General features: G+C 41.3%; 12 protein-coding genes. 11 read left to right on the forward strand and 1 reads right to left on the reverse strand.

Annotated elements, in window-relative coordinates; translation table 11 throughout:
- Nucleotides 1-9: 9 nt before the first annotated feature.
- Complete coding sequence (locus BMX69_RS03610) at nucleotides 10-711, reverse strand: FadR/GntR family transcriptional regulator (RefSeq protein ID WP_054789403.1); 702 nt, start codon at nucleotides 709-711, stop codon at nucleotides 10-12.
- A 302-nt stretch (nucleotides 712-1013) separates the two neighbouring features.
- Between BMX69_RS03610 and hypB the strand changes: the two genes are divergently transcribed.
- The 11 genes from hypB to BMX69_RS03665 all read left to right on the forward strand — a co-directional run bounded on the left by hypB (nucleotide 1014) and on the right by BMX69_RS03665 (nucleotide 12815).
- Nucleotides 1014-1682 (forward strand): hydrogenase nickel incorporation protein HypB, encoded by a 669-nt coding sequence (gene hypB / locus BMX69_RS03615; RefSeq protein WP_100041585.1) that lies wholly within the window; start codon nucleotides 1014-1016, stop codon nucleotides 1680-1682.
- A gap of 70 nt (nucleotides 1683-1752) precedes the next feature.
- Nucleotides 1753-4443: an FAD-dependent oxidoreductase gene (locus tag BMX69_RS03620; RefSeq protein WP_242941352.1), complete on the forward strand. Its 2691-nt coding sequence runs from the start codon at nucleotides 1753-1755 to the stop codon at nucleotides 4441-4443.
- Nucleotides 4444-4463: 20 nt separating this feature from the next.
- On the forward strand, nucleotides 4464-4805 hold the full coding sequence (locus BMX69_RS03625; protein ID WP_054789404.1) for a hydrogenase maturation nickel metallochaperone HypA: 342 nt from the start codon (nucleotides 4464-4466) through the stop codon (nucleotides 4803-4805).
- A 133-nt stretch (nucleotides 4806-4938) separates the two neighbouring features.
- On the forward strand, nucleotides 4939-5991 hold the full coding sequence (locus BMX69_RS03630; RefSeq protein ID WP_100041587.1) for a DUF5692 family protein: 1053 nt from the start codon (nucleotides 4939-4941) through the stop codon (nucleotides 5989-5991).
- 301 nt (nucleotides 5992-6292) lie between these two features.
- Entirely contained in the window at nucleotides 6293-6604 is a 312-nt protein-coding gene (locus tag BMX69_RS03635; RefSeq protein WP_100041588.1) for a PTS sugar transporter subunit IIB, read from the forward strand.
- A 122-nt stretch (nucleotides 6605-6726) separates the two neighbouring features.
- The gene (locus BMX69_RS03640) at nucleotides 6727-8091 is read left to right on the forward strand and encodes an acyclic terpene utilization AtuA family protein (RefSeq protein WP_100041589.1); all 1365 of its coding nucleotides are present in this window, start codon (nucleotides 6727-6729) and stop codon (nucleotides 8089-8091) included.
- A 19-nt stretch (nucleotides 8092-8110) separates the two neighbouring features.
- Nucleotides 8111-8431, forward strand: coding sequence for a DUF4387 domain-containing protein (locus tag BMX69_RS03645; protein WP_100041590.1), 321 nt, complete (start codon nucleotides 8111-8113; stop codon nucleotides 8429-8431).
- 17 nt (nucleotides 8432-8448) lie between these two features.
- A complete protein-coding gene (locus tag BMX69_RS03650) occupies nucleotides 8449-9369 on the forward strand; it encodes an ABC transporter permease (protein WP_092247865.1) in 921 nt (306 codons plus the stop codon).
- Nucleotides 9370-9379: 10 nt separating this feature from the next.
- Nucleotides 9380-10267 carry a carbohydrate ABC transporter permease gene (locus tag BMX69_RS03655; RefSeq protein ID WP_100041591.1) on the forward strand — a complete coding sequence of 296 codons (888 nt, stop codon included), beginning with the start codon at nucleotides 9380-9382 and terminating at the stop codon, nucleotides 10265-10267.
- Between the two features lie 62 nt (nucleotides 10268-10329).
- On the forward strand, nucleotides 10330-11805 hold the full coding sequence (locus tag BMX69_RS03660) for an extracellular solute-binding protein (RefSeq protein WP_100041592.1): 1476 nt from the start codon (nucleotides 10330-10332) through the stop codon (nucleotides 11803-11805).
- A gap of 20 nt (nucleotides 11806-11825) precedes the next feature.
- On the forward strand, nucleotides 11826-12815 hold the full coding sequence (locus BMX69_RS03665; protein WP_242941353.1) for an ADP-ribosylglycohydrolase family protein: 990 nt from the start codon (nucleotides 11826-11828) through the stop codon (nucleotides 12813-12815).
- Nucleotides 12816-12835 lie beyond the last annotated feature (20 nt).

The following is a 12835-nucleotide window of genomic DNA, read 5'->3' on the forward strand; positions in this document are numbered from 1 at the left end:
TATTATTACTTAATATATCTGATGCCCACCTTCCAAGGCCTCATCCAGCTGTTTATCGGTACATCTTCTTGCTGCCTCTGCATCACGCTCTTTGAGGCATTTATATAAACAAAGTACGCTATCGTATAGTGCCTCTTTCCCGTAGCGCAGACAAAAGCGCTTCCAAAGCTGTGTTACAACAGGTTTAAAAGATATGTAAATTAAAGGTATAATACTGTTTCCGCTGATAACGGAAAGTCTGTGATGAAAAGAAAAGGTGGCTGAGACCGTTACTTCAATCGTAGTTGCATCAGCAACTTCCACTAATAATCCTTCTAATCCAAGAATATCCTCATTCGTAGAATTCTTTATAATCGAATCCGTTGCCAGATGTTCCAGTGCCCGGCGTACTTCAAGAATTGAGTAAATTTCTGCTTGCCCAAGCGTATCTCCGTGATATTCCATAATGGCATTTAAGGTATTGATATTTCCGTTCTTGCCATAATCTGCTACAAATACCCCCTGCCTTGGATGCACTTCCAAAAAACCCTGTTTTTCAAGTTCTGCGAACCCACTGTTGACCACTGCACGGCTAACCTGCATCTGCCTCGCGATCTCCCTTTCAGGAGGTAATTTACTTCCAACAGGGATATGCCCTGATAAAATCATGTCCCGAATCTGACAAATAAACATTTCTTTTAGGCTCAAAGCGCTAAGTTTCTGAAATTCCATCGTTTCCCCCCTTGTTCTGGTTCTGGCCATACCAGAAATCAATACCATTTTATCATACATTCTTACAAAAATTCAACAAATAAATAAGCCATAGTGACAATAATTTTTTACAATATTGCCAGTTTCCATAGAATATTTTATAATAAAATTGTTAAAAAATAAACTAAGCGATTCATCTGGCTGAACCAGAGCACTTCCTTCTTCCTGACGGTTGAAAAACCACTGAAAAAAGGAAAATTTTAAAATGTGATTTAAAGCCAACATAAGACAGAAAAGAGAATATAAAGAAAGGAGCTTGACACATGGAAGATTTTAAAGTTCTTGAGATAAAAACAAGTGTCTTTGCTGACAACAACATACAAGCCGGAAAGCTTCGTGAAGAATTAAAGGAAAAGAAGGTTTTTCTTCTTAATCTGATGTCCAGTCCCGGAGCCGGGAAGACCACGACTCTGACACGTACGATTAATGCCCTAAAGAATGACTTTAACATTGGTGTTATGGAAGCGGATATTGATTCTGACGTGGATGCCCGTACCATTCAGCAAACTGGTGTAAAGGCTATCCAGCTGCATACCGGTGGTATGTGCCATCTGGATGCGGAAATGACCCGCCAGGGATTAGAGGGACTTGATACAGAAGGTCTTGACCTTGTAATATTAGAAAATGTAGGCAACCTGGTCTGTCCTGCAGAATTTGACACAGGCGCGGTAAAAAATGCTATGATCCTCTCCGTACCGGAAGGAGATGATAAACCTCTAAAATATCCGCTGATGTTTTCTATTTGCGATGTGATACTGATTAACAAGATGGATGTAATGCCGTATTTTAATTTTGATATGGAAAAATGCAAAGCTAATATTAGACTTCGTAATCCCAACGCTGTGATCATACCCATCAGTGCCTTAAAAGATGAAGGTATAAAGGAATGGACCGACTGGTTAAGCAATGCAGTAAAATCCTGGTGTGAATAATAAAAGCATAACTATCATAAAAAGGTATTCATAAACTTAAATGCGCAAAACAAGCGCGGGAAAGGAAATTATGAGTGAATTAAGACCTAAAATTGTAAGACTGGCGAAGATGGTAGGCGGTATAGCCGGAGCCATGAACAAAATCGATGAGAATTCTCCCGAATACTACGCTCTAAACTGTGTCGTAACAGATGACATGGCTGATATTGCTATGATTATCGGGCTGCGTAAACCACGAACCTTCGAATATGTTGCCAAGCGCTCCGGAAAGAGTAAAAAAGAGACAAAGGCCCTCTTAGAGCAGCTGGCCTACACAGGAGTCGCCAAAGTATGGAAGGATAAGGAAGATCATAAAGAACGGTTTTTTGTGAATATATTTGCCCCCGGTATGTTAGAAATGATGGTAAATAACCGTGAACAGCTTAACGAACATCCTGAAATCGGCAAAGCCTTCGAAGAATATACCAGACTGCGTCTTGCGCCTATGGCAGCAAAATTCCCTCAAGGCATGGCAATGATGCGCGTCATTCCAGTCGAAGAGGCCATCAAAGATATCCCTGGTACAAAGCCCTGGGAACGTCTCTCTTATTACCTGGATAAATATGATACGTTCACGGTATCTGACTGCTCCTGCCGCCAGTCACGCCGTGTACTGGATGAGGGCTGCGGCCATCTGGAAAAAGACATCTGTATCCAGATGGGTGAAGGTGCCGAATACTACATAAAAACAGGCAGAGGCCGCCAGATATCACGGGAAGAAGCAAAAGAAATTATTAAATTTGCAGAAAATAACGGCCTGATGCATGAAATGCCCCATACCGACGGACTTGGTGAATCAGCGGCAATCTGCAACTGCTGTGGCTGCTCCTGCTTCTCCCTGCGTCTTGCAACCCTTTTTAATACTCCGGATTCCATACGTTCCAACTTCACTGCCAAGGTAAAAAAGGAAAACTGTGTAGCCTGCGGACAGTGTGTGGAAAATTGTCCGGTTAATGCTTTAAAACTTGGCCAGAAACTCTGTTCCAAAACGCCTGTTGCCATAAAGGCTGAACCTACCGCACGTGACCATGTCTGGAGAGAAAGCAACTGGAATGTGGATTACCGTGAGAACCGTAAAGATGTTGCAGAAGAAGGCACATCTCCTTGTAAAACTGCCTGCCCGGCTCATATTTCCGTACAGGGTTACATAAAGCTTGCTGCTTCCGGCCGCTACCATGAAGCATTAGAGCTGATAAAGAAAGAAAATCCTTTCCCTGCTGTCTGCGGACGCATCTGTCCTCATAGCTGTGAAAGCGAGTGCACCCGCGGAGATATCGATGAACCGGTTTCCATCGATGAAATCAAAAAATTTATTGCGGATAAAGAGCTGGATGGTTCGATCCGCTATATTCCGCCTATGCGTTATCACCTTGGAAATAAAATCGCAGTGGTCGGCTCCGGTCCTTCCGGTCTTTCCTGTGCATATTACCTGGCAATTGATGGTTATCAGGTAACCGTATTTGAAAAGGAAGAAAAACTTGGCGGTATGCTTACCCTTGGTATTCCCTCTTTCCGCCTGGAAAAGGAGGTTCTTAATGCTGAAATAGACGTTCTGCGTGAAATGGGTGTTACCTTTAAAACCGGAATTGAAGTCGGAAAAGATATTACTCTTAATGAACTTCGGAAAGAAGGTTACGAAGCCTTCTATCTGGCAATCGGCGCACAGGGCGGCAGAAGTCTTGGCATTGAAGGGGAGGATGCTGAAGGTGTTATCTCCGGCGTTGATTTCCTTCGCAATGTAAACCTTGGAAGAAAGGCGGAGCTTTCCGGTAATGTAGTTGTGATCGGCGGCGGAAATGTAGCAATTGATGTAGCCCGTACAGGGGTAAGACAGGGAGCCGCAGCTGTTAATCTTTACTGTCTGGAAAGTACCAGTGAAATGCCGGCATTACCGGATGAGATTGCAGAGGCTGAGGAAGATAATGTTTCCTTTCATAATGGCTGGGGTCCTAAGCGTATCCTGACAGAAGATGGAAAGGTGACTGGTGTAGAATTTAAGCGCTGCATCAGTGTATTTGACGAAGACCAGCGTTTCGCTCCAAAGTACGATGAAAATGATACCATTACTGTGGAAGCTGATACCGTACTGCTTTCCATTGGCCAGACCATTGAGTGGGGCGGACTTCTCTCAGAAAGTAAGGTGGAGCTTGGACGCGGCGGTACTGCCAAAGCTGACAGTCTGACCTTACAGACTTCGGAACCGGACGTTTTTGTTGGCGGTGACTGTTTTACCGGACCCCAATTTGCGATCCATGCCATTGCAGCCGGAAAAGAAGGTGCAATCTCTATTCACCGTTATGTACAGCCGGGACAGTCTCTTGTCTTTGGCCGTGACCGCCGGGAATACCATGCTTTTGATAAAAATAACGTTGCTATCGGATTACAGGATTTTGATACGACACCCCGCCAGAGACCAGGCCATTCTCCTGAAAAAAAGGGCAGCTTCTATGATGAACGTATGACCTTCACAGAGGAACAGTTAAAGAAAGAGACGGAACGCTGCCTTGGTTGTGGTGCGGTAGAAATCGACAGTTATATGTGTATTGGCTGCGGCATGTGTACCACCAAATGCAAATTTGATGCAATTCATTTAGAGCGCACCTATAACACGGTTCCAAATACCTATGAAAAACTTCCTGTCAAGATTGCCGCCAACGCCATTGTTCGTACCGGAAAGATTGCTGCAACCACCCTCAAAGAAGGCATTGGCAGAAGAAGCTAACAAGAAAAGGAGAGGCAACAATGCATGAGCTTGGTGTATTAAACTCTATGGTCCACACCATTGAGCGTATCGTAAAGGAGCAGAATATAACAGAGGTCCGCAAGCTTGTCATCGAAGTTGGCGAGCTTTCCGGTATCGTGCCCAGATACTTAGAGCAAAGCTGGCCTGCTGCCTCCTATAAGACTTTTATGGAAAAGACAGAACTGGAACTTATCGTCATTCCCGGTATTGTTAAATGTAAAGGCTGCGGCAGGGTATTTAATGCCGTTTACAGTGATTTAAATTGCCCTGGCTGCGGCAGTATGGATATGGAAATCCTGGAAGGTGACGACATGATAATTAAGGAAATCGTGTGTAACTAAAGGATTCTAACGAAGAAGCGGCGGAGACTGTGGAAGAAGGAGCCGCAATTTAAAAGTCAAAGGTGAATGCCAGAACGTTCTCATGAATTTAATATGAAGGAAATAGAAGCGTGTGAAACAAGGAGGAATGGGTATGTTTGTGTTTTCAGAAAGTGTTCCTGCAATATTGGTTTTACTGGTATGGCTTGGGGTGTTTATATCGTTGTTTGCCGCAAATGAATTGAGCCGTCGTTTTAAGTGGGTGGGGTTTGGCTGCTTTGTTGTGCTTCCGGTTGTTTTAACAGTTTTATGGCTGACGACGTTAAAGGATACTTCTTATATGGACTGGTTTCATCTGGCAAAGGTTTACTCCTCTACGGCGGGGTGTATTGGCTTTTGGTGTATCCGTCATATCAAAAAGCTTCAGCATAATAAAATTGCGTTGTGTTTCCCGCCGTTAATTCTGGCGATCAATATTCTGGAAGCCTGTATCCGTGATTTTGAAGTAAGCCAGTATGTGGCACCGGTTATGGAGTTTATGAACAACCAGGTCCAGTACTATATTGGTGGTTCATGGAATGTCATGAACGGGATTGCAGGTCTCTTAAATATTGTGACCATTACAGGCTGGTTTGGAATCTGTATTCGAAAGAAGACCAGTAAGGATAAAAGCCAGGATATGCTTTGGCCTGATATGATGTGGTTCTGGATTATCGCCTATGATTTATGGAATTTCGCTTATACTTACAACTGCCTTCCGACTCACGCATGGTATTGCGGATTAGCACTTTTACTGGCCCCCACAATTTGTGCATTTACAGTGGGCAAGGGGGCATGGCTGCAGCATCGTGCCCAGACACTGGCACTGTGGTGTATGTTTGCCCAGACGTTTCCGGTATTTCAGGATGCCAGCAGTTTTCTGGTGCATTCCCGATCCAGTAAGGCTATTGCAGAAGCAGCGATACGGGAAGGAATGCTTTCCCCTGACGGGTATACGGTATTGACCGGAACAGGAATCCAACCGGTGGCAGGTGTATCACCGGATACTACTTTTTTGTTTGTTATGAGTTTGCTGGCTCTTCTTGCAAATATCGGAGTCTTTGTCTATATGATTCACAGAATGTATAAGACAAAGAGAAATCCATATACCGGAGAATTATATACGGATCATAAGAAGTATCAGGAGATTAAGGCTTTGGCGGAGTAAATTAACTTCATCAAGTAGGGCGCGGATTGTGAATATCCGTTGGACCGTATAGATGGTTTGTTGTGAAATTTGATATGCTCTCTTCGAGGTTGACAAGTGAAATAATAAGAGCTTGTCACTTAGGAGGGAGCATATTTTTGTGCCTGTAGATAATTCATCAATTTCCTTTTCTATGGTGTGTGTCTATATCCAAAAGCTAAGTGATATAATTTATTACTGTAAGCTTGCTGGAAAAATTGAAAGGGCCTTAGGGTGCTGATATAATAGAAATAAAATCAAAGAGAAGAAAAGGAGCAGAAATATGAAAAAACTTAAAATAACACTTGCCTGTGCCGGCGGTATGTCAAGCAGTATGCTGTGTAAGAAAATTATCACAGCATCAGAAAAGAAAGGCTATGCAGGTACAGAGTGCGAAGCCTATTCTGTTCATAGTTTGCAGTCGGCAGCTCCGGGGAGTGATGTAATTTTGCTTGGGCCTCAGGTAGGATATATGAAGGATACCATAATGAAAAAGTACCCGGATATTCCTGTTGAGGTTATTTACATGAAAGACTATGGGATGATGAACGGTGAAAAAATATTTAATGACATGGCAGAAAAGTTTGGTTGGTAAATTTGGATATTAAATCATTAAAAATTATTGACTTGATGGATAATTGTGCTATAATTTAATTGTTAAACAATTAGATTAATAAACTTATGAGCTTTAATAGTACATTGAATTCTGGAGGTCATATGAAGAAGGAAATAAAAATACTTGCACCCTGTGGAATCCTTGGTTACGGATATCCCAAATCCTCTTTTTTAAAAGGAATGTCTTATAAACCGGATGCGATTGTTGTTGATGCGGGAAGTACTGATGCAGGACCGCATAAATTAGGTGCCGGAGTAGCAATTGTAAGTGAAAAAGCCTGTAAAAAAGACTTGGAAATCATGATTACGGAGGGGGCAAAAGCTGGAATCCCGGTAATCATCGGGTCAGCCGGAGGAAGCGGGGGAAGAGTTCATGTTGAATGGACCTGGAATATTATAAAAGAAATTCTTAAGGAACAAGCATTGCAATCACAAAAGGTAGCGATCATATGGGCGGATATTCCAAAGGAAGCGGTAAAAGAAAAATTACATAATGGCAAAGTTCAGCCGTTGGGTCTTTCTGTAAAAGAATTGACGGAAGTACGGTTGGAATTAACCAATGGTATTGTGGCTCAGATGGGGCATGAACCGATTGTAAAAGCATTAGAATCGGGAGCTGATATCATAATCTGCGGAAGAGCTTATGACCCATCTCCCTTTGCGGCAGTAGCCGTGTATCACGGATTTCCGCTGAGCTATGGATATCATGCCGGTAAGATTCTTGAGTGTGCAGCCCTTTGTGCCGTACCGGGAACTACGAAAGACTGCATGCTTGGAACCATAACCGAGGAAGGATTTTTGATTACACCATTATCTGATGATAGAATTTGCACTCCTCTTTCTGTGGCAGCACATACATTTTATGAAAAAGATCATCCATATATCCTTCATGGTCCGGGAATAACCTTAAATCTAAAAGATTGTGAATTTAAACAGGTTGATGAAAAGAGTGTATTTGTAACCGGAAGCAGGATGGAACAATCGAATCCTTACTGTATTAAATTAGAGGGAGCCATGAAAGTTGCCTACAGAACCTTTGTGGTAGCGGGTGTAAGAGATTCTCTTATGATATCACGGTTAGAGGAAATAGAGAGACTTGCAGAAGAACAAGTCAGAACTTATTATTCGGATATACCGGAGGAAGATTATACGATTCACTTTATTAATTATGGAATGAATGGTGTAATGGGAGAGCTGGAACCTTCGAAAGAATTACCCCATGAAGTCGGAATCGTTTTTGAGGTAATTGCAAAGTCCCAGGAACTTGCTGATGCAGTATGCGGCTCACTCCGATCCAGTTTACTGCATTATGGTTATATCGGAAGAAAATCAACTGCCGGAAATCTGGCTTTCCCATTCGCGCCAAGTGATATTTCATTTGGTCCAGTATATGAATTTTCTGTTTATCACTTAATGGAAGTGGAAGATAGTTGTCAGATGTTTCCCATTGAATACCCTGATATGTAATGGAAAGGAGGAGATAAAAATGGCGGAATGCAGTTTATATGATTGTGCGAAAGTAATACGTTCAAAGAACAGTGGACCTTTCGAGATTACTCTGGATGTTCTTTTTGATGATCCGGTCATATATCAAAAAATAAAAGACAGTAATATTATTAATAAAACTACGGTTTGCAATCTATACCGGTTGACTGAGGATAAAATCACGCAAATTGTTTTTTATGACAAGGCATTGGGGTTTAAGATTACATTTGCGAGAAAAATATCATCAGGTACTTGTTACGATACCGATGTTTATGGGGCACAACAACATGCACCTTTAAGTGAATTAATAGTCAGCATTTAGAAAGGGAGTGTCGGGTGATGGCAAAACAAAAAGCCGGGGGGGCACAATCAAAGTTAAAGCGCATCTGGCGGGACAGGTTATTATATCTTACCTTACTGCCCACTTTAATATATTTCTTTGTATTCCATGTGATTCCGATCATTGGTATGAAATTGGCCTTTTATGATTACCGGATTAAAGGTGATAATGTATTTGTAGGATTTACATATTTTAAAAAGTTATTTTCGACTCCGGTATTTTTTCAGATACTGGAAAACACTTTGATTATCAGTGCGATGAAGATATTCCTGTTTTTTCCGATGCCTATCATTTTTGCAATTATGTTAAATGAATTCAAGGCAGGTCCTTTTCGAAAGAGCGTACAGGTGATTTCTTATCTGCCGCATTTCCTTTCCTGGGTTGTAATTGCGGGAATATGGTTTGAATTTTTATCCCCTTCTACCGGGATTTTAAACAGCGTTTTGACCGGTTTAGGTTTTGAAAAAGTAAATTTGTTAACAAGCAAAGGTTCAATAAGATGGGTTCTGCTGGCATCAGAATCCTGGAGATCCATTGGGTGGGATTCTATTGTATATCTAACGGCAATCATGGGGATTGACCCAACTCTATATGAAGCTGCAAAAATAGATGGGGCTAACCGTTTTCAGATTGTTGGAAGTATCGTTTTACCGGCTTTGGCTGTAACAATGGTTACTGTTTTAATTCTGAATATCGGTTTCTTTATGAATGCAGGTCTGGATCAGGTGCTGAACTTTACCAATGCTGCAGTTAATTCTAAGATTGATATCATAGACACCTATGTTTATCGGATTGGTCTGCAAAATTCCCAGTATTCCCTGGCAACAGCAGCCAATCTATTTAAAGGTGTAATCGGTACACTCTTAATTGTTTCTACCCATCTGTTTTCTAAAAAGCTGACTGGTAAGGGTGCATGGTAGGAGGAAAAGTATGAAAAGAAGAAAGAAAATATCAATTGGTAAACTTCTATGCGGCTTTATTATGATGCTATTAGCTTTATGTATGTTAGTTCCATTATTGAATATCCTGGCAAGATCTCTTTCACAACCGGATTTAGTTCATGGCCTGAAAGGATTTGATATACTGCCCAAAGGATTTTCCACGGTTAATTATCAGGTTATTTTAGGACAGCCTATTGTAATCAGAAGTATACTGAACTCATTATTTATTACGGTTGCCGGCGTGTGTTTAAATATTATATTGACATCCAGTGCGGCTTATGTTTTAACAAGGCCGGGCCTGGTTGGTAAAAAGGTCTTTATGTACTTCTTTATTATTATGATGATATTTGAGCCGGGTATTGTACAGGAATATTTTTTGATGAAAAATATTCATTTATTGGATAATCTGTTTTCCATGGTTATTTACAGAAGTGTAAATGTCTATTATCTGATTATATTAATGAGATTTATGGAAGAGGTTCCGGCTTCCATTCAGGAAGCTGCAAGAATTGATGGAGCTGGGCATTATAACATCTTATTTAAGATCATGATTCCTTTATGCAGAATCCCATTAATTACGGTAGGAATGTTTTATGCGGTGTTCCGCTGGAATGAATTTTTTAAATCCAGTATCTTTCTGACCAGCAAAAATCATACTGTTTTGCAGGTGCTTTTAAGACAATTTGTTGTTAATTCAGATTCACAGGTAATTGTCGGTGCATCCAATATTTTAGCGAATAATAATATTGCGCAATTGGATAACGCTTCCTTAAAAGCTGCAACCATTGTAGTAGCTGTTGTACCAATTTTATTATTATATCCTATTATTCTTAAATACTATACGAATGGTGTTATGTCAGGAGGTGTGAAAGAGTAGATAATCGTTTGCTTTGCGGGAAGGCATAAAAAAAATTATATTGATTATATGGAGGGCATGCAATGAAAAAAACAATTTCATATTTATTAGTTATGGGAATGGCAATACTGTCCCTGGCTGGCTGCGGAAAAAAGATTGATTCCGGTTCCAATGTACAGAGCATACAGGACAGCACGAATGATTCATCATCTGTAACAATTAAGGCAGTAATAAAGGATTTATCAGCAGATGATGAAGTTTCCGTAAAATTTCTGGAGGCAGTAAGCAGCGGTGTCTCAAAAGAGCTTGGCCGGGAAGTACATATTGAACTGGCACCGATCTCTGATGGTACTTATTCAGAAAGTATGAGTCTGCTGCTTCAAAGCGGTGAAATTCCGGATCTGATGTATTTCCAGGGCGGCGATTATCAATTTGCCATTACCCAGGGAATCTTGGAAGACTTGACCCAATATGTCAATAATTCAACGAATGTTAAAGCATTAATGCAGCCATTTAACAAGGAAAGATTAGCGAACTATCCATATCTTTTATGGTTGTCACCGGATAGAATAAAGGTTCCGGTTGTGAGACAAGACTGGTTTGATGCAGCAAAATCAAGTAAGGCACTTTTGGATAATCCTTCTACAGACAATTATAAAGCATTCTTCCAGGAATTAAAAGAGAACAACAATTTAAAAGCAGCATTTACTGTACCCGGAGATATATCTGAGCTGGATACCGTATTTAACCTGGCCTTTGGGGTTAAGGCAACCTGGATAAAAGAAGGTGAAAAGTTTGTTTACAGTAAAGTTACAAATGCAGAAAAAGAAAAATTGGCATTTTATGCAGAGCTTTATAAAGAGGGCTTATTGGATAATGAATGGCTGACAAAAAAATGGGATACAAAAGAAAGTGCCTTTTATAATGGCGAAGTTGGAGTTGTGAGCGGAACCCAAGGCAGTGTCGTTAATGTTTACAATAATAAGATGGTAATACAAAATGGGGAAAATGCTAAGCTGGTTATTCTTCCGCCGGCAAAAGGTGCAGCACAAGGGTATACTCCAGGTGATGTCAGTAAGGAATCCCGCGGCTGGGCAATCAGCAAATATTCGGATAATAAGGATGTCGCTTTTGCAGTCTTAGAGTATATGGCCGGTAAGGAAGGTCAGCTTCTCGATAAATTGGGTTACGAAGGTGAAGAATACAATATAGAGAATAATGAAATTGTATTAACCGATAAAATATCGGAATGGTGGCCTCGTTTCCATGAATCAATTGCAAATTTTGATGCGCCCATATCAAGTAAGACTCCGTATTTCAGCGAAGCAGCCCTTAAATCTTTAGATATGGTCAATACCTATTCTTCTTTTGACAATGCATTTGTTATACCGGATGAATATGCAACGAACTGGGATGCAAGTCAGGCACTTTACATAGAATTTGCAGCGGATGTAATAAGCGGTAACCGTTCCATTGATGATTTCGATCAATTTGTTGCAGATTGGAATGCGTTAGGCGGAGCAGAAATTACTGAATATGCGAACACGATATTGAAATAATCAAGAGAAGAAAGGAACGTATGATGTTAACAAGAGAATATCTGATTCAAAATAAAGAAGTTGCACTGGATAAAGCAATCGGTTCACTCGGTGGTTTAGCGATCGGTGACTCCTTCGGGGATGCTGCAAGAAGCCCGGAAAACCAAAGAGATTATGGAATAACTACAGATTTTAATAAGGGTTCTTCCTGGAGTACGGACGATACGGAATTTGCCCTTTTGACGGCTGAAACTATGATTGAAGCCGGCGGTGATTTTACCTCAGAAGATGTAGTAAATATGTGGTTAAGACATGTGGCAACAGAAGATGAGCTGAAACGTGGCGGTGTCAGCGAAGTGGAAGCATGCAATAATCTGCGGAGAGGCATGCGTCCGCCAGAATCAGGAAGATTCAATGCTTACTATTTAAGCGATGGCGCTGCGATGAGAAGCGGCCCGATTGGTATCCTATGTGCAGGTGATCCGGAAAGAGCAGCCAGACTGGCGGAAATTGATGCCAGCGTAAGCCATCATATGGATGGTGTCTGGGGAGCACAGGCCGTTGCTGTTGCAGTATCCTTGGCAATGGTTGATGCTTCCATGGACGAAATATTAGATGCTGTTTTAAAAACAGCACCGGAAGGGTCCTGGTTCAGGGAAACATTATTACGTGCCTTTAAAATTGTAGAGGATGCAAAAGGTGATATTGCAGATGCCTGGATGCCATTGCATTATGAATTATTCTCCACACACCGTTCTACGGTGGCGGAGGCGCTTCCGGAAGTATTTGGGTGCTTAAAATTAGAGCATGGCAGTTTTAAGTCAGGTTTGATTCTCGCCGGCAATTTTGGACGGGATGCAGATACCATTGGAGCTGTAGCAGGGGCTGTTCTTGGAGCAAAATATGGTGCAAAAGGCATACCAGAGAAGTGGCTGCAAAAAACCAGATATCCATCCGGAACCTGTTTAGGCTTTACAAAAGGAATTGATATCTTTGACCGCGCAGCCAAATTAGCAGCCTTAATTAAATAATATCATATGGCCTGTCTGTC

This window comes from Lacrimispora sphenoides JCM 1415, assembly GCF_900105615.1.
GTDB classification, from domain to species: domain Bacteria; phylum Bacillota; class Clostridia; order Lachnospirales; family Lachnospiraceae; genus Lacrimispora; species Lacrimispora sphenoides.